Origin of the sequence: Streptomyces boninensis (assembly GCF_048572725.1) — a bacterium.
Classification (GTDB): Bacteria; Actinomycetota; Actinomycetes; order Streptomycetales; family Streptomycetaceae; genus Streptomyces; species Streptomyces boninensis.
Genome location: NZ_CP183837.1, coordinates 7086877 through 7103975 on the forward strand (window position 1 = coordinate 7086877; position 17099 = coordinate 7103975).

A 17099-nucleotide genomic window follows, 5' to 3' on the forward strand; every position below is an offset into this window, starting at 1 on the left:
ACAAATATTCCGGCAGGGGAGCGCGGACACGCGCTGAGAGTGCGGCAGGACGGCCGCAGACCCTCTGAACCTCGCCCAGATCATGCTGGGTAGGAAGCCTGGTGCACACATGAAGCACATCCGTATCGCCGCAGCCTGCGCCGTGGCGCTCGGCCTCACGGCCGCCGTCGCCGGGTGCGGCTCGTCCGGCGGGTCTGGCGGCTCCGGCGACTCCAAGACCGTCACCCTCGTCACCCACGACTCCTTCGCCATTTCGAAGCCCGTGCAGAAGGAGTTCGAGAAGGAGTCCGGCCTCAAGCTGAAGATCCTCAAGGGCAAGGACGCGGGCTCCGCCGTCAACCAGGCGATCCTCAGCAAGGACAACCCCCAGGGCGACGTCTTCTTCGGCATCGACAACACGCTGCTGTCCCGCGGCCTCGACCAGGGCCTCTTCCAGCCGTACGAGGCCAAGGGCCTGGACAAGGTCCCGGGCGCGCTCCAGCTCGACAAGGACAAGCACCGCGCGACGCCGGTCGACTACGGCGACATCTGCGTCAACTACGACCGCAAGTACTTCGCCGACAAGAAGCTCGACCCGCCGAAGACCTTCGCGGACCTCGTCAAGCCGCAGTACAAGAACCTCCTCGTCACCGAGAACGCGGCCACCTCGTCCCCCGGCCTCGGCTTCCTGCTCGGCACCGCCGCGCAGTACGGCGACGACGGCTGGGAGTCGTACTGGAAGAAGCTCAAGGCCAACGGCGTGCAGGTGGTCGACGGCTGGGAGCAGGCGTACTACGAGAACTTCTCCGGCGCGGGCAAGGGCGACAAGCCCCTGGTCGTCTCGTACGCCTCCTCGCCGCCGGCCGGCGTGCTGGAGCTGAAGCCACAGCCCAAGGAGGCGCCGACCGGCGTCGCCACCGGGACCTGCTTCCGGCAGATCGAGTTCGCCGGGCTGCTCAGCAACGCGGGGAACGCCGAGGGCGGCAAGAAGCTCATCGACTTCCTGGTGGGCAAGTCCTTCCAGGAGGACATGCCGCTGCAGATGTTCGTGAACCCGGCGCGCGAGGATGCCAAGCTGCCCGAGGTGTACACGAAGTACGGCGAGAAGATCGACGATCCGCAGACCCTCGCCCCGGAGAAGATCACCGAGAACCGGGAACAGTGGATCAAGACGTGGACCTCGCAGGTCGTCAAGTAGCGCGCAGAAGGGCGCTGGCCCGGCTCGGCCTCATGGCCGTGCCGGTCGCGTTCTTCGCGCTCTTCTTCGCGTATCCGGTCGGCGCCATCGTCGCCCGTGGGCTGCACGAGGGCGGGACCTGGCAGTTCGGCCGGATCGGGGAGGTGGCCGGGGACCCGGCCATCCTGTCGGTGCTGTGGTTCACGGCCTGGCAGGCGGCGGCCTCCACCGCGCTCACCCTCCTGATCGCGCTCCCCGGCGCGTACGTCTTCGCGCGCTTCGACTTCCCCGGCAAGCAGCTGCTGCGCGCCGTCGTGACCATCCCCTTCGTGCTGCCGACGGTGGTCGTCGGCTCCGCGTTCCTTGCGCTGGTCGGGCGGGGCGGGCTGCTCGACGAGGCGTGGGGCGTACGGCTGGACACCACGGTCTGGGCGATCCTCCTCGCGCACGTCTTCTTCAACTACGCCGTCGTCGTACGGACCGTGGGCGGGCTGTGGGCGCAGCTCGACCCGCGGCAGGAGGAGGCGGCGCGGGTGCTGGGCGCGGGCCGGTTTGCGGCCTGGCGGCGGGTGACGCTGCCGGCGTTGTTGCCCGCGGTGGCCGCCGCGGCGCTGATGACGTTCCTCTTCACCTTCACCTCCTTCGGCGTGATCCAGATCCTCGGTGGCCCGTACTACGCCACGCTGGAAGTGGAGATCTACCGCCAGACCGCCGACTTTCTCGACCTGCCGGCGGCGGCCGTGCTCACCCTGGTGCAGTTCGCGGCGGTGGCGGCGATCCTCGCGCTGCACGCGTGGACGGTGCGGCGGCGGGAGACGGCGCTGACGCTCGTGGACCCGAAGCTGACCGCGCGGCCGCCGCGCGGCTTGCGGCAGCGGGCGCTGCTGGCCGGGGTGCTGGCGTCGATCGGGCTGCTGCTGGTGCTGCCGCTCGCGGTGCTGGTGGAGCGGTCGTTCGCGGGCCCCGACGGGCACGGCTTGGTCTTCTACGAGGCGCTGACCAAGGTGAATGCGGACTCCACCTTCCTTGTCCCGCCGCTGGAGGCGCTGCGGAATTCCCTGCAGTACGGGGTGGCGGCGACGGCGATCGCGCTGGTGGTCGGTGGCCTCGCGGCGGCCGCGGTGACCCGGCGGGCCGGCCGCCTGGTCCGCGGCTTCGACGCGCTGCTGATGCTGCCGCTGGGCACCAGCGCCGTGACCGTCGGCTTCGGCTTCCTGATCTCCCTGGACAAGCCCCCGCTCGACCTGCGCTCCTCGTGGATCCTGGTGCCGCTGGCCCAGGCGCTGGTGGCGGTCCCCTTCGTCGTACGGACCATGCTCCCGGTGCTGCGCGCCATCGACGACCGGCTGCGCGAGGCCGCCGCCGTGCTCGGCGCATCGCCGTGGCGGGTCTGGCGGGAGGTCGACCTACCGCTCGTACGGCGGGCGCTGCTGGTCGCGGCGGGCTTCGCCTTTGCGATCTCGCTGGGCGAGTTCGGGGCGACGGTGTTCATTGCGAGGGCCGATACCCCGACGCTGCCGGTGGCGGTGGCGCGGCTGCTGGGGCGCGCCGGGGAGCTCAACTACGGGCAGGCGATGGCGCTGTCCACGATCCTCATGGTGGTGTGCGCGGTGGCGCTGCTGGCGCTTGAGCGCGTGCGTGTCGATAAGTCGGGTGAGTTCTAGATGCTGCAGCTGGACGACGTAACGGTCCGCTTCGGGGACCACCGGGCGCTGGATTCCGTATCGCTGGAGGTGGCGGAGCACGAGACGGTGTGCGTGCTCGGGCCGTCCGGGAGCGGGAAGTCGACGCTGCTGCGGGTGGTGGCGGGGCTGCAGCCGGTCGACGCGGGGCGGGTGCGGCTGGAGGGCCGTGACCTGGCCGGGGTGCCGGTGCACCGGCGGGAGGTGGGGCTGATGTTCCAGGACCACCAGCTCTTCCCGCAGCGGGATGTGGCGGGGAATGTGGCCTTCGGGCTCGAGATGCACGGGACGGCCCGTAAGGCGGCCGCGGAACGGGTCGCCGAACTCCTCGACTTGGTCGGCCTCCCCGGCGCGGGCCGACGCGCGATCGCCACCCTCTCCGGCGGCGAACAGCAGCGCGTCGCCCTCGCCCGCGCCCTGGCCCCGGGCCCGCGCCTGCTGATGCTCGACGAGCCCCTGGGACAGCTGGACCGCTCGCTGCGGGAGCGCCTGGTGGTGGAGCTGCGGCAGCTCTTCGCCCGGCTGGGGACGACGGTGCTGGCGGTCACGCACGACCAGGGGGAGGCCTTCGCGCTGGCGGACCGGGTGGTGGTGATGCGCGACGGGCGCATCGCGCAGCAGGGGACGCCGGTGGAGGTGTGGGAGCGTCCGGCGGACGAATTCGTGGCCCGTTTCCTGGGCTTCGCGAATGTCGTACCGGCGACGATCCACGGGGACGTGGCGGATACGGAGTGGGGGAAGGTCCCGGTGCCGGCTGGGGCGGTGCAGGGCGAGGCGCCGCTCCTGATCCGCCCCACGGGCGTGTATCTGGACGCCGCTCCCGACGAAGGACTCAAGTGCACCGTCGAGGGCCGCACTTTCCGCGGCGACCACGTGGTCGTCCTCCTCCGCCCGGAACACGGCCCGCCGCTGGAGGCGGCGTGCGCGCTCCGGGATGCCCCGGAGGTGGGGGAGACGGTGTCGGTCGGCTTCTCGGCGGCGGACGTGGTGGCGCTGAGCACTGCCCCTGGCTGAGCACGACAGTTTCGCCGTCGCTGCGCGGTCAGGGTGTCGACAACGCCTCCGTCGGTGACAGCCTCGCCGCCCGTATCGCCGGATACAGCCCCGCCAGCGCGCCGATCAGCAGCGTCGCCCCCACGCCGCCCGCCGCCGCCCAGGGCGGGACCACCGTCGGCCAGGACTGGTACAGGGCGTACGACGCCGTTACCGCCGTGCCCAGGACTGCGCCGCCCAGGCCGCCCAGTGCGGACAGCAGGAGCGACTCCGACAGGAACTGGAGGCGGATCTGGCCCCTCGTCGCGCCCAGCGACCTGCGGAGGCCGATTTCCGGGCGGCGTTCGAGGACTGAGATCACCATCGTGTTCGCCACCCCTACGCCGCCCACCAGCAGCGCCACCGCGCCCAGGCCCAGCAGCAGGCCCGTGAAGGCCTCGCCCGCGGCCTTCTTTGCCGCCAGGGCGTCCGAGGGCCGCGAGACCTCGACCTCGTTCGGGGCCTCTGGGTTCGCCGTCGCGCCCAGGACCGACTGGACTGCGGGGACCTGGGTGTCCAACGACCTGGTGTAGATCGTCGTGGCGTGGCCGTCGAAGCCCAGGCGGTCCTTCGCCGCCGTCCAGCCGACCAGGGCGGCCGTATCCAACTCCGGGGCGAGCGGGGCCTTTTCCAGTACGCCGATCACGGTGAACCACTCGCCGTCGATCAGCACCCGCACCTGCCCGTCGGCCCGCCCCACCCCCAGCCGCTCCGCCGCCGACGCCCCCAGCACCACCGCTGGATAGCGGCTCGTCGCCCCGTTCAGCCACGCCCCCGAGCGCATCCCCGCGCCCACCGCCCCGCGCAGGTCCGTGCGGGCCGCGTACACCGTGATGCCGCCCGTCTCGGCCTCCGGGATGCGGTCGTTGCGGTAGACGTTCGCGTCGTCCAGCTTTCCCACCGCCGATACGGACCGCACCGGGCCGATCCGCCCCACCATCGACTCCGCACGCGCCGGCAGCTGCGCCGTATCGCCGCCGAGTGTCGAACCGGGCGTCACCGTCAGCAGGTTGGTGCCCAGCGCGTCCAGCGCCCGGTCCAGATCCGCCCGCGAGGACGACGAGATGCCGACCACCGCCACCATCGCCGCGATGCCGATCGCGATCCCGAGCGCCGACAGCACGGCTCGCAGCGGGCGCGTGCGCAGGCCCACCGCGCCGGTCTTCAGGACGTCGGCCGGGCGCAGCCGGGCGGGGCGCAGATGCTTGAGGTCCGGCTTCAGGTCCGTAGCCGACATCACTCCGCCACCCGCCCGTCCCGCATCCGCACCTGCCGCGGCAGGCTCGCCGCCAGCTCCCGCTCGTGGGTGATGATCACGACCGTCGTGCCGCCTGCGTGCAGCTCCAGCAGCAGATCCAGCACCTCCGCCCCGGACGCCGAGTCCAGCGCCCCCGTCGGCTCGTCCGCGAGCAGCAGCGGCGGATCCCCTGCCACCGCCCGCGCGATCGCCACCCGCTGCCGCTCGCCGCCGGACAGCTCGTGCGGTCGGTGCGCCATCCGCGGCCCGAGCCCGACCCGGCGCAGCACGCTCTCCGCCCGCCGCCTTCGCTCCGCGGCCCGCAGGCCCGTATAGAGCAGGCCGTCGGCGACGTTGTCCACCGCCGACGTCCCCGCCGCCAGGTGGAACTGCTGGAAGACGAAGCCGATCCGCCGCGCCCGCAGCGCCGACAGCTTCGCGTCCGAGAGCGACCCGACCTCGCATCCCTCGATACGGACCCGGCCCGCAGTCGGCCGGTCCAGCGTGCCGAGTACGTGCAGCATCGTCGACTTCCCCGACCCCGACGGGCCCGTAATGCCCACCAGTTCGCCGCGCTCAATCTCCAGCGATACGGCATCGAGCGCCGTCACCCCGCCCGGATACGTCTTCGTCACATCCCGCAGCGCGATCACTTCGGCGTCCCCACCTTCATGCCCTCGGCGAGGCCGTCCCCGGATATCTCCACCCGGCCGTCCGCGAACAGGCCCGGCGTGACGGGCACATACCGCGACTCGCCGCCCTTGACGACCTCCACCCCGAAGCCGCCTTCCGCCAGCGCGACCAGCGCCGCGACGGGGACGGTGAGGACGTCCTTGCGGGTGCCGGCCGTGAAGGCGACGTCCACCGCGGCCTGTCCGTATCCGGCAGCCGCCTTACGGGCCGCCTTGCCCGGCAGCGCGACCTCCACCTTCACCTTCGTCTCCGCCGGGCGCTCGCCCTCCGCCGGCTCCAGCACCGTGGACACCTTCGCGATCTTCCCGGTCACGGTGCGGCCGTCCGGCAGCCGCACCTCCACCTCTTTGCCCTTCTTCGCCAGCCGCTGGTCGTCGGTGTCCAGCTCGACGGTGACGGCTTTCGCGGTGCCGGTGTAGGACAGCACCTTCTGGCCGGGGGCGGTGGCCCCGCCCGCCGTCCCCGCCACGCTGTCGATACGGACCTCGCCCGGCGCGAACACCACCCGGCCCAGGTCCACCGTCCCGGTCTCCTTCAGACCGAGGTCCTCCTGCCAGGACTTCACCGCCGTGGCCGTGGCGGTGGAGTACTCGTCGTCGACCGTGAAGCCCGTATAGCCGAGGGTCCGCAGATTCGACTCCAGCTGCCGCACGTCCCGGCCCTCGCTGCCCGTCTTCAGGGCGCGGTACGCGGGCGTGGACCCGTACAGCAGCAGCACCGGCTCGTCGTCCGCCCGGAACAGGGCCTGGCCGCGCCGTACCCGGTCGCCCGCGGCCGGCAGCGCCGTGAGGGTGCCGGGGCGGCGGGCGGCGAGCTCGGTGGCGGTGCCGTAGCCGAGTTCGCCGTCGGCGGTCTCGGTGTCCTTGAGGGTCTGCCGTGCGACCGTGGCGGTGGCGGGCGGCAGCGCGTCCCCGGTCCCCGCCGTGCCGGGGGAGCTGCCGCCCAGTCCGAGGGTGGCGGCGGTGACGGCGCCGCCCGTCACCAGCACCGCCACCGTCATCGCGGCCTTGGCCGCGCGTCCGGCCATCAGCCGGGTTCCGAGTTCAGCTCGCCGCCCTTGCCCTGCAGATGGGCGCACTTCTTCTCGGCGGACTTGAAGTCGGGGTCCTCCATGATCTCGCCGCGGATCTGCAGGCCGTTGCCCTTCGGGTCGGGGAAGGCCTCGACGCCGTTCTTGCGCATGCACTGCGAGTACTTGCGCATCTGGGCCTCCGCCTTGGGGTCCATCGTGGGCCGCCCGCCCTGGGCGCCGGGGTCGTACTTGCGGCACGCCGCCATCGCCTTGTCGACATCGGCCTTGGTCAGCTTCATGCCGGGGCCCGCTTTGATGTCGAGCTTCACGCCCTCGCCGGGTTTCGGGTCGTCGACGTCGAGGCCGTGCTTGCGCAGGCACTTGGCGAAGGCCTGCGCCATCTCGTCCGGGTCCTTGCTCGGGGACGCGCTCTCGCCGCCGCCCTTGCCGTCACCGGCGGAGGCCACGCCGTTGCTGCCGCCGCCACCGCCCCCGCAGCCGGCCAATACGACGGCCAGGGCGAGCAGCGCGCCGGAAGTTCTCCACGCGGTCATCGCTTCAGCTCCTTTGTCTCGCGTACGAGCCGATGCAACGCCGCGCGGCGTTTCCCGGCCGTTTCCGCCGAGCCCTTACGGCGAGGAAACGACCGCTGCGGCACGCTGCAGCCGAGGGGGAAGGAGGCCGCCATGCGCGTGCTGGTGGTGGAGGACGAGCCGCTGCTCGCCGATGCGATCGCGGAGTGGCTGCGGGACGAGACGCACGCCGTGGATGTGGCGTACGACGGGACGGCAGCCCTGGAACGTACCGGAGTGAACGACTACGACGTCGTCGTGCTCGACCGCGATCTGCCGGGCATCCACGGCGACGACGTATGCCGCGAGCTCGCCGCCGCGGGCGCCGAGGCGCGCGTGCTGATGCTGACGGCCGCGGCCGCCGTCACCGACCGGGTCGCGGGGCTGACGCTGGGCGCGGACGACTACCTCACCAAGCCGTTCGCCTTCCCCGAGCTGGCCGCCCGGGTCCTCGCCCTCGGCCGCCGCGCCCGCCCGGCCGCGCCGCCCGTGCTCACCCGCGCCGGCATCACGCTCGACCCCGCCCGCCGGGAGGTCTTCCGCGAAGGGGCGTATGTGCCGCTGTCCCGCAAGGAGTTCGCGGTGCTCGCCGAGCTGCTGCGGGCCGGCGGGGCCGCCGTATCCGCCGAGCAGCTGCTGGAGAAGGCGTGGGACGAGCACGCCGACCCCTTCACCGGCGCCGTCCGGCTCGCGGTGCTGAAGCTGCGCCGCAAACTCGGCGAGCCGCCGGTCGTGGAGACCGTCACGGGAGTGGGGTACCGGATCGCATGAGCCTGCGCACCCGCCTGACGCTGATCTACGGCGGCCTCTTCCTGGCCGCCGGGGTCGTGCTGCTCGCCGTGACGTACGCGCTGTTCAGTCAGCAGCTGGAGGCCGGGAAGTCCGGCTCGATCGAGTCCACCCACATCGGCGCCGCCCCCACCGACGAGCCGGGCAAGCCGCAGGTGGAGGGGGTCCAGAAGAAGGTCTTCGAGGCGGCCCGCGACGACGTCCGCGACGCCGCCACCACGTCCCTCATCACCCAGGGCGGCCTCGCGCTGCTGGTGGTGGGCGCGGCCGCGGCCGGGTTCGGCTGGCTGGTCGCGGGGCGGGTGCTGGCGCCGATGCATCGCGTTACGGACACGGCCCGCCGCATAGCCGCAGCCCCCGCCGCCGATCGGGGGCTGCACGAACGTATCGCCCTGAAGGGCCCGAAGGACGAGGTCAAAGAGCTCGCCGACTCCTTCGACACGATGGTCGAGCGGCTTGACCACTCCTTCGACGGCCAGCGCCGCTTCATCGCCAATGCCTCGCACGAGCTCCGTACGCCACTCACGGTCGGCCGCGCCATGGTGGAGCTGGCGATGAACCGCCGCTCGGCGTCCGACGACGTCAAGCAGCTCGGCGAGGGCCTGATGCAGATCAACTCCCGGCACGAGCGGCTGATCACTGGCCTGCTGCTCCTGGCCACCTCCGAGAACGAGGTCACCGAGCGCCGCCCGGTCGACCTCGCGGACGTGGCGGAGCACGTGGCCGGGCAGGCCGCGGCCGAGGCGCGGGCGGCGGGGGTCGCGGTCACCGCGAAGGCGGGCGAGGCGCCGACGACGGGCGACGCGCTGCTCCTTGAGCGTCTGGTGCACAACCTCGTGGAGAACGGCATCCGCCACAACACCGGCGGCGACGCCGGCTGGGTCGAGGTGACCACGGGCGTCCGTCCGGACGGCGCCGCGGAGCTGCGGGTCACCAACTCCGGCCGGGTGGTGCCGCCGTACGAGGTCCCGGCGCTCTTTGAGCCCTTCCGCCGGCTCGCCCCTGACCGGCCGCTGACGACCAAGGGCGCGGGGCTCGGCCTGTCGATCGTACGGGCGGTGGCCCGCGCCCACGACGGCGATGTGACCGCGCTGCCGCGGACCGGCGGCGGGCTGGTGGTGACGGTCTGCCTGCCGCCGCGCCCTGACCTGATTTCGGCCGGGGCCACGGCCGTTGGGGCGGCCTGAGGCAGCAGGGCGCGGCTTGACAGGCATCGTGCGACTGCGGACACGACCATGGCCGTTATAGACATGATTGGCCTGATCTCATCCTAATCGCCAAGCTAGTTCGCCTCTTTATCGGCCATATCGCCTAAGCCTGAGAAGACCAAAAAGGTCTGTTACGAGGTGATCTGAAGCCGCCTAGTGTGAGGGCGCTCCACTAGAACGAATCCCCACACAACCGTTCTCACCTGGAGATTTCATGGCGATCCTGAACGACGGCGAATACCTGATCAAGAACCCCGAGGCGGACCTCTACGTCGATCTGTTCAACTCCAGTACCGAGCCGAACTCCCCGATCGTCAGCTTTCCGCTGACCAAGGAGCCCAACCAGAAGTGGCGGTTCGCGACGGTCAACGGCCTCAACGAGTTCATCATCAACAGCTCGGTGAGCGACGCGGCCTTCCTCGGCCTCAGCATCATCCGCATCTTCCCGCCGCGGATCGCGGTCCAGCCGACGCCGCTGCCGTGGTCGATAGAGCCGGTGGGTGAAGGGCAGTTCCGCATCGCCTTCCCGTACGCGGACGGCGTGGTGTCGGTGTCGGAGCCCAAGGCCGGCGCGCAGCTCATCAACATGCCCTTCGAGGGCAGCCCGATGCAGATGTGGCAGTTCGTCCAGTCCTGATCTACCGCAGCAGCACCGGTCGCGGTCATGCCCTCTGGTCGGGCGTGGCCGCGATCGGCTTAACAAAAAGGAACGCCCCGATGGCGCATGCTTGCCGGGTCTTCGCCGATGGAAGGGACCAGGACCATGTCAGGACTGCTGCCGGGCGTCGCAAAGGCGGTGCTCGCCGTGGGGGCGGTCATGCTGCTGCTGTGGTTCCAGTCCGCGGCGGCGGGGGCCTGCGGGGCGGTGGTGTTCGTGGCGGCGGCGGGGTACGCGACCGTGCGCGGCCTGGTGCGCCGGGAGCGGGTGGGGCCGTCTGCCGCTCAGCCCGCCGCTGACAACCTCGCCAGCGCCGCCGGGACCTCGCGGACCTCGTCCACGAGCGCGATCCGGTGCTCCATCGAGCGGCCCCTCGCCAGCGACGTGAGGAGCTGCCAGGCGGGGAGCCGCTCCGTCCAGTGCTCGCGGTCGACCAGGATCATGGGGACCGGTTCGCCGCGGGACTCGTAGTAGTTCGGCGTCGCCGCGTCGAAGATCTCCTGGACGGTGCCTGCCGCGCCGGGGAGGAAGACGACGCCCGCGTTGGAGCGGGCCAGCAGGCCGTCTTCGCGGGTGGCGTTGGCGAAGTACTTGGCGATGTGGCCCGCGAAGGCGTTCGGCGGCTCATGTCCGTAGAACCACGTCGGGATGCCGACCGAGTCGCCGCCGCCGGGCCAGCGCTCGCGGACGGCGAAGGCGGCGTGCGCCCAGTCGCTGATGCTCGGGTCAAAGCCGGGGACCTTGCCTACGAGGGCGAGGGCGTCGTCGAGCATCTCGTCGTCGAAGGGGGCGGCGTATGCGCCGAGGTTCGCCGCCTCCATCGCGCCGGGCCCGCCGCCGGTGGCGACGGTGTAGCCCTCGCGGGCGAGCTGGCGGCCGAGGCGGACGGCGGCGGCGTACGCCTCCGTGCCGCGCTTCAGGGCGTGGCCGCCCATGACGCCCACGACGCGCTTGCCGTCGAGGAGTTCACCCAGGGCGTCGGACATGTGGTCGTCGTGGATGGAACGCAGCATCGACGCGAAGATGTCGCCGTCGTGCTTGGTCTGCTGGAACCAGGAATACGAGAGCGAGTCCGGGGTCGATCCGTAGCCGGTGCCGAGGCCTTCGAAGAGCTCTTCCGGGGTGTAGAGCAGGCCGCGATACGGGTCGAACGGCAGATGCGGCACTGGCGGGAAGACGAGGGCGCCCTGGGCGCGGATGTGGGCGGCGGCCTTGGGCTGCAGCCGGCAACCCAGGAAGACGGCGTCGGTGGCGTCGGCGGTGAGCAGGGCGTCGGTGCGCGCGGGGTCCGTCAGGTCCAGCCCTTGGAGGCGGAAGCCGCGCAGGGACCGGTCCTTGATGACCTGGTCGAACTCGTCGAGCGTCTCGATCTCGTCAGGTGAAGTAGGCACGCCGCCCACCATAAGGGGCCCCTCTCGGGGGCAGGCGTCCCGCATGGCGGGACGGGTGGGCCCGGACGTTTCCGGCGGCCGCCGACGCGGCTTGCTCCGAGCGGGACTTGCCGCGTCAGCGCAGCGGCAGGGCTGCCAGTTGAGCGACGAGCGCGGACAGCGGGGCGAAGACGGTCAGGAGCGCGGCTGCTCGCAGGGCGGCCGCACCTCGTAGGACGCGGGGGGAGGCGCCCAAGCGCAGCAGCGCCGCCGTCGTATGCTCGCGGGCCTTCTTCGTCTCCAGGGACGCCGTCACCACCGTGGCCACCGCGCAGGCCACCACCAAGCCCGCCCCCAGCGCCGTGATCGGGCCCAGCGCCACCCGGCCGGAGGCCTGCTCCGGCAAGGTCAGGGCGACCAGGATGCCCGCAAGCACCGCGCACAGAGCGCCCAGCGGGCGGCCGATCCGGCGGGACTCCTCCTGCAGGACCCTTCCTGCGAGCAGACGCAGCGGGCCGGGGCGCAAGGCGGACAGCACGCGGCCGCAGAGGTGGGTCAGGCCGGGCCCCGCCAGCACCAGGCCGATCGCGATCACGCCCCAGCTCGCCACCACCGGAGGTGACGCATGGCCGATGCCGAAGGGAAGCGTGAGCTTCATGAGCTTGCCCTGGTCGGCGAATTCGCCGGCGTACGCGCCGAGGGCGAGGCCCGTCGCCACCAGCGCCGTGCCCCAGGGGAGGTCGGACGGCGCCGGGACCCCGGGCGCCGCCGCCTGCCCGCGCAGCGTCGTCGCGCGCGCCGCGGCCTCCGCCGCCGCCGACTCCGCCGCGCTGCCGGGCAGCGCCCGCCGCGGGCGCAGGCTCACCGCGCTCGCGGCGGCGGCCACCAGCGGCAGGCTGATCAGCAGGGTCAGCGCGCCGACCGGTGGTACGGCGGCCGCGTTGGGAGGGGTGCCGCCGAGCAGCCGGGCGGCCTCGCCCGCGTACGGGAGATGGCTGAGCAGCCCGACTCCGCCGCGCAGGTGCAGAAACGCCAGCAGCGCGACCGCGCTGCCGAGCAGGCAGGTGAGCGCCGTCGACAGGGCCGCCAGGACCGGTACGCGCACCGGGCCGAAGCCCGCCGACGCCAGCCCCGGCGACGGCCTGGCGCTGGGGTCCGTACGCGCGACGGCCACCGCCAGGTGCACCGTGGCCAGTATCGGGACGGCGCACCAGAGGAGTTGGGGTACGGAAGCGTGGCCCAGGGCCGTCAGCAGCAGGAAGCCGACGCCCGCTGAGGCGGTGGCCACCATCAGTCGGCGCAGGGCGGCCAGGGGGCGGGTGCCGCGGGCTAGACGGAGAGCGAGCACGAGTCCTCCGTCTCGGTCGAGCCCCCGTCGGTGGACCCCTCCGCCGACTCCGCTGGAGTCGGCACCCCCGTGCCGGTACGGCGCCCGTCGAGCAGCGTGACCGTGCGGTCCGCCAGCTCCTGCGCCTCCGCGTCATGGCTGGCCAGCACCGTGGTGATGGCGTGCGACCTGGCGGCGGCCACCAGCGTGCGCAGCACCCGTACGCCCTCGGCCCGGTGCAGTGCCGCGGTCGGCTCGTCGGCGAAGAGCACGGCGGGCTCCATGACCAGCGCCCGGGCGATGCACACCCGCTGCGCCTGCGCCGTGGTGAGCGAGCGCGGGCGGGCGCGGACCAGGTCGCCCGCGTCGAGGCGGTCCAGCCACTCGCTCGCGCGGCGCTTGCACTCGCGGTGCGGGGCGCCGGTCAGCAGGAGCGGCAGGGCGGCGTTCTCCCAGACCGACAGCTCGGGGACGAGCTCGGGCTTCGGGTCGATCCAGCCGAAGTATTCGAGCCGCAGCCGCTCCCGGCGGGCCGCCGGGAGGGCGTACACATCGCCGTCGTCATAGCGCACCTCGCCCTCGTCCGGCGTGAGCTGCCCGGACAGGCAGCGCAGCAGCGTGGTCTTGCCGCTGCCGCGCGGGCCCGTGATCGCGACGATCTCCTTGGCGGCGGCGCCCACGGACACGCCGACGAGCGCCGGGGTCGGGCCATGGGAGTAGTGCAGGCCCCTGCCCCCGAGCAGGTCCCCGTCCGGCGGATCAGCTTCGCGGAGCATCGCGAGCACCTCGTCTTACCTGGTTGTTCACCTTGTGAGGTGAACGACGGCGGAGTGATTCGGTCACTTCGCACGATAAGAAGGCCGGAGTGCGCTGGGCGGGGACTCGCCCGGGGGTCCGCTCGTACGGGCTACAGCAGCTTCCAGGCCTCGCTCAGCACGCCGCGGAGGATCTGCTCGGCCTCGTCGAACTGCTCCTGTCCCGAGATCAGCGGCGGGGCCAGCTGGACCACCGGGTCGCCGCGGTCGTCGGCGCGGCAGTAGAGGCCGGCCGCGTACAGCTCCTTGGAGACGTGGCCGTAGAGGATGCGCTCGCACTCCTCGTCGGTGAAGGTCTCCTTGGTCGCCTTGTCCTTGACCAGCTCGATGCCGTAGAAGAAGCCGTCGCCGCGGACGTCGCCGACGATCGGCAGGTCCTGGAGCTTCTGCAGGGTGCCGTAGAAGGACTTCTCGTGTTCGAGTACGCGGGCGTTGAGGCCCTCGCGCTCGAAGATGTCCAGGTTGGCCAGGGCCACCGCCGCGGAGACCGGGTGGCCGCCGAAGGTGTAGCCGTGCGGGAAGGAGACGCCGTCCTCGTAGAAGGGGGCGGCCAGGCGGTCGGAGATGATGCAGGCGCCGATGGGGGAGTAGCCGGAGGTCATGCCCTTCGCGCAGGTGATCATGTCCGGTACGTAGTCGAACTTGTCGCACGCGAACATGTGGCCGAGGCGGCCGAAGGCGCAGATGACCTCGTCCGAGACCAGGAGGACGTCGTGGCGGTCGCAGATCTCCCGGACCCGCTGGAAGTAGCCGGGCGGGGGCGGGAAGCAGCCGCCGGCGTTCTGCACCGGCTCCAGGAAGACCGCGGCGACCGTGTCCGGGCCCTCGAAGAGGATCTGCTCCTCGATCCGGTCGGCGGCCCAGCGGCCGAAGGCCTCCAGGTCGTCTTCGTGCTCCGGGGCGCGGTAGAAGTTGGTATTCGGGACCTTGTGGGCGCCGGGGACCAGCGGCTCGAAGGGGGCCTTCAGGGCCGGGAGGCCGGTGATGGACAGGGCGCCCTGCGGGGTGCCGTGGTACGCGACCGCGCGGGAGATCACCTTGTGCTTGCCGGGCTTGCCCTGGAGCTTGAAGTACTGCTTGGCGAGCTTCCAGGCGGTCTCGACCGCCTCGCCGCCGCCGGTGGTGAAGAAGACCTTGTTGAGGTCGCCGGGGGCGTGGCCTGCGAGCCGCTCGGCCAGCTCGATCGCGCTCGGGTGGGCGTACGACCAGATCGGGAAGTACGCCAGCTGCTGCGCCTGCTTGGCCGCGGCTTCGGCCAGTTCGGCGCGGCCGTGGCCCGCGTTGACCACGAAGAGGCCGGAGAGGCCGTCGAGGTAGCGCTTGCCGGTGTCGTCGTAGATGTAGGCGCCTTCGCCGCGCACGATCGTCGGGACGGGGCTGTCCGCGTACGACGACATGCGGGTGAAGTGCATCCAGAGGTGGTCGTAGGCAGTTTTCGAAGAATCAGTGCCCACGGTTATCGGCTCCCCACGCGTAGGTCTGCTTGCGCAGCTTGAGATAGACGAAGCTCTCGGTGGTGCGGACGCCCGGCAGGGCGCGGATGCGCTTGTTGAGCAGCTCGAGCAGGTGGTCGTCGTCGTGCGTGACCACCTCGACCAGGAGGTCGAAGGAGCCTGCGGTGACGACGACGTACTCGCACTCGTCGATCTCGGCGAGCGCGTCGGCGATCTGCTCCACGTCGCCCTCCGCCGTGATCCCGATCATCGCCTGGCGCATAAAGCCGACGGTGAGGGGGTCGGTGACGGCGACGATCTGCATCACGCCTTGTTCGAGCAGCTTCTGCACCCGCTGCCGGACGGCGGCCTCGGACAGGCCCACGGCCTTGCCGATCGCGGCGTACGGGCGGCGGCCGTCCTCCTGGAGCTGCTCGATGATCGCCCGGGATACGTCGTCGATCTGCTGGGGTCGCGAATTCGTGTCCTTGTTAGCCACGCCCGTACTTTGACACTGATTCCGTCGTTGAGGCAACAGTTTTCGATGGAATCCGTATGATGGAGGCCCTGGAGCGGTGAGCCTGGACCCCGTAGATTTTCCGGTGATTTTGCCTGGTGACGGGAGATTGTCCGGCGGTTAGGGTGAGCCACAACGAGCGACACGAACCTTGGAGGGGTCCGAAGTGACCGAGCCGCGCCGCCTGCGCAACTACATCGCCGGGGAGTTCCGGGACGCCGCCGACGGGCGCACCCTCGATGTGGTCGACCCGACGACCGGGGAGGTCTATGCCACCTCCCCGCTGTCCGGCGCCGCCGACGTCGACGCCGCCATGGAGGCCGCCAAGGCCGCCTTCCCGGGCTGGCGCGACGCCACCCCCGGCACCCGTCAGCTGGCCCTGCTGAAGATCGCCGACGCCTTCGAGGCGCGCGCCGACGAGCTCCTCGAGGTGGAGTGCCGCGATACGGGCAAGCCGCTGGAGCTCACCCGCTCCGAAGAGCTCCCGATGATGCTGGACCAGATCCGCTTCTTCGCGGGCGCCGCCCGGATGCTCGACGGCAAGTCCGCGGGGGAGTACATGGACGGCCTCACGTCCTTCGTCCGCCGCGAGCCGATCGGCGTCTGCGCGCAGGTGGCGCCGTGGAACTACCCGATGATGATGGCCGTGTGGAAGTTCGCCCCGGCGCTCGCCGCGGGCAACACCGTCGTGCTCAAGCCGTCCGACACCACCCCGGCCTCCACCGCCCTGGTGCTCGCCGACATCATCGGCTCGATCGTCCCCAAGGGCGTCTTCAACGTCGTCTGCGGCGACCGCGACACCGGCCGCCTCATGGTCGAGCACCCCGTCCCCGCCATGGCCTCCATCACCGGTTCCGTACGGGCCGGGCACGAGGTCGCGGCGTCGGCGGCGAAGGACCTCAAGCGCGTGCACCTGGAGCTGGGCGGCAAGGCCCCCGTCGTCGTCTTCGAGGACGCCGACATCCCGGCCGCCGTCGAGGGCATCTCGGAGGCCGGCTTCTTCAACGCCGGGCAGGACTGCACGGCCGCGACCCGGGTGCTCGTACACGAATCGATCCACGACGAGTTCGTGACGGCCCTCGCGAAGGCGGCCGCCGAGACCAAGACGGGCCCCGGCGAGGACGACGCGCTCTACGGCCCGCTGAACAACGCGAGCCAGCTGGAGAAGGTTGCCGGCTTCATCGACCGGCTCCCGGCCAACGCCAAGGTCGAGGCGGGCGGCCACCGCGTCGGCGAGAAGGGCTACTACTACGCCCCGACCGTCGTCTCCGGCCTCAAGCAGGACGACGAGATCATCCAGAACGAGGTCTTCGGCCCGGTCATCACCGTCCAGTCCTTCCGCGACGAGGCACAGGCCACCGAGTGGTCCAACGGCGTGGAGTACGCGCTGGCCTCGTCGGTGTGGACCAAGGACCACGGCCGCGCGATGCGGATGTCGAAGAACCTCGACTTCGGCTGCGTGTGGATCAACACCCACATCCCGCTGGTGGCCGAGATGCCGCACGGCGGCTTCAAGAAGTCGGGTTACGGCAAGGACCTTTCCGCGTACGGCTTCGACGACTACACGCGCGTGAAGCACGTCATGACCGCGCTGTGAG

General features: G+C 71.6%; 16 protein-coding genes and 1 riboswitch. Of the genes, 7 read left to right on the top strand and 9 right to left on the bottom strand.

Annotation, left to right across the window (positions count from 1 at the left end):
- Window positions 1–4: 4 nt before the first annotated feature.
- Window positions 5–113: riboswitch (TPP riboswitch) on the top strand.
- The 3 genes from ACNNMR_RS32460 to ACNNMR_RS32470 all read left to right on the top strand — a co-directional run bounded on the left by ACNNMR_RS32460 (window position 110) and on the right by ACNNMR_RS32470 (window position 3852).
- Entirely contained in the window at window positions 110–1177 is a 1068-nt protein-coding gene (locus ACNNMR_RS32460; RefSeq protein ID WP_419998253.1) for a thiamine ABC transporter substrate-binding protein, read from the top strand. It overlaps the preceding riboswitch by 4 nt.
- A gap of 32 nt (window positions 1178–1209) precedes the next feature.
- Window positions 1210–2820, top strand: coding sequence for an ABC transporter permease (locus tag ACNNMR_RS32465; protein WP_419998254.1), 1611 nt, complete (start codon window positions 1210–1212; stop codon window positions 2818–2820).
- Window positions 2821–3852 (top strand): ABC transporter ATP-binding protein, encoded by a 1032-nt coding sequence (locus tag ACNNMR_RS32470; protein ID WP_419998255.1) that lies wholly within the window; start codon window positions 2821–2823, stop codon window positions 3850–3852.
- Window positions 3853–3880: 28 nt separating this feature from the next.
- Here the strand turns inward: ACNNMR_RS32470 and ACNNMR_RS32475 are convergent, their stop codons facing one another.
- The 4 genes from ACNNMR_RS32475 to ACNNMR_RS32490 are packed head-to-tail and all read right to left on the bottom strand — an operon-like array spanning window position 3881 to window position 7366.
- On the bottom strand, window positions 3881–5107 hold the full coding sequence (locus ACNNMR_RS32475; protein ID WP_419998256.1) for an ABC transporter permease: 1227 nt from the start codon (window positions 5105–5107) through the stop codon (window positions 3881–3883).
- Window positions 5107–5760: an ABC transporter ATP-binding protein gene (locus ACNNMR_RS32480; protein WP_419998257.1), complete on the bottom strand. Its 654-nt coding sequence runs from the start codon at window positions 5758–5760 to the stop codon at window positions 5107–5109. The genes ACNNMR_RS32475 and ACNNMR_RS32480 overlap by 1 nt, the downstream gene beginning before the upstream one ends.
- Entirely contained in the window at window positions 5757–6827 is a 1071-nt protein-coding gene (locus ACNNMR_RS32485; RefSeq protein WP_419998258.1) for an efflux RND transporter periplasmic adaptor subunit, read from the bottom strand. Before ACNNMR_RS32485 ends, ACNNMR_RS32480 begins: the two co-directional genes overlap by 4 nt.
- A complete protein-coding gene (locus ACNNMR_RS32490; protein WP_419998259.1) occupies window positions 6827–7366 on the bottom strand; it encodes a hypothetical protein in 540 nt (179 codons plus the stop codon). The genes ACNNMR_RS32485 and ACNNMR_RS32490 overlap by 1 nt, the downstream gene beginning before the upstream one ends.
- Window positions 7367–7498: 132 nt before the next feature.
- Between ACNNMR_RS32490 and ACNNMR_RS32495 the strand changes: the two genes are divergently transcribed.
- The 3 genes from ACNNMR_RS32495 (at window position 7499) to ACNNMR_RS32505 (ending at window position 10018) form a co-directional block, all read left to right on the top strand.
- Window positions 7499–8155 (top strand): response regulator transcription factor, encoded by a 657-nt coding sequence (locus ACNNMR_RS32495; protein ID WP_419998260.1) that lies wholly within the window; start codon window positions 7499–7501, stop codon window positions 8153–8155.
- The gene (locus ACNNMR_RS32500; protein WP_419998261.1) at window positions 8152–9360 is read left to right on the top strand and encodes a sensor histidine kinase; all 1209 of its coding nucleotides are present in this window, start codon (window positions 8152–8154) and stop codon (window positions 9358–9360) included. The genes ACNNMR_RS32495 and ACNNMR_RS32500 overlap by 4 nt, the downstream gene beginning before the upstream one ends.
- A gap of 235 nt (window positions 9361–9595) precedes the next feature.
- A complete protein-coding gene (locus tag ACNNMR_RS32505) occupies window positions 9596–10018 on the top strand; it encodes a hypothetical protein (RefSeq protein ID WP_419998262.1) in 423 nt (140 codons plus the stop codon).
- A 305-nt stretch (window positions 10019–10323) separates the two neighbouring features.
- On the opposite strand, the gene ACNNMR_RS32510 is transcribed toward ACNNMR_RS32505, so the two are convergent.
- From ACNNMR_RS32510 to ACNNMR_RS32530, 5 genes are all read right to left on the bottom strand, one after another.
- The gene (locus tag ACNNMR_RS32510; protein ID WP_419998263.1) at window positions 10324–11442 is read right to left on the bottom strand and encodes an LOG family protein; all 1119 of its coding nucleotides are present in this window, start codon (window positions 11440–11442) and stop codon (window positions 10324–10326) included.
- A 103-nt stretch (window positions 11443–11545) separates the two neighbouring features.
- On the bottom strand, window positions 11546–12757 hold the full coding sequence (locus ACNNMR_RS32515) for a hypothetical protein (protein ID WP_419998264.1): 1212 nt from the start codon (window positions 12755–12757) through the stop codon (window positions 11546–11548).
- Window positions 12739–13512 (bottom strand): ABC transporter ATP-binding protein, encoded by a 774-nt coding sequence (locus ACNNMR_RS32520; RefSeq protein ID WP_419998265.1) that lies wholly within the window; start codon window positions 13510–13512, stop codon window positions 12739–12741. The genes ACNNMR_RS32515 and ACNNMR_RS32520 overlap by 19 nt, the downstream gene beginning before the upstream one ends.
- Window positions 13513–13643: 131 nt before the next feature.
- The gene (locus tag ACNNMR_RS32525) at window positions 13644–14963 is read right to left on the bottom strand and encodes an aspartate aminotransferase family protein (protein WP_420000558.1); all 1320 of its coding nucleotides are present in this window, start codon (window positions 14961–14963) and stop codon (window positions 13644–13646) included.
- Between the two features lie 31 nt (window positions 14964–14994).
- Complete coding sequence (locus ACNNMR_RS32530) at window positions 14995–15483, bottom strand: Lrp/AsnC family transcriptional regulator (protein WP_419998266.1); 489 nt, start codon at window positions 15481–15483, stop codon at window positions 14995–14997.
- A gap of 184 nt (window positions 15484–15667) precedes the next feature.
- On the opposite strand from ACNNMR_RS32530, the gene ACNNMR_RS32535 reads away from it, so the two are divergent.
- On the top strand, window positions 15668–17098 hold the full coding sequence (locus tag ACNNMR_RS32535) for a gamma-aminobutyraldehyde dehydrogenase (RefSeq protein ID WP_419998267.1): 1431 nt from the start codon (window positions 15668–15670) through the stop codon (window positions 17096–17098).
- The last annotated feature ends 1 nt before the right edge of the window (window position 17099 follow it).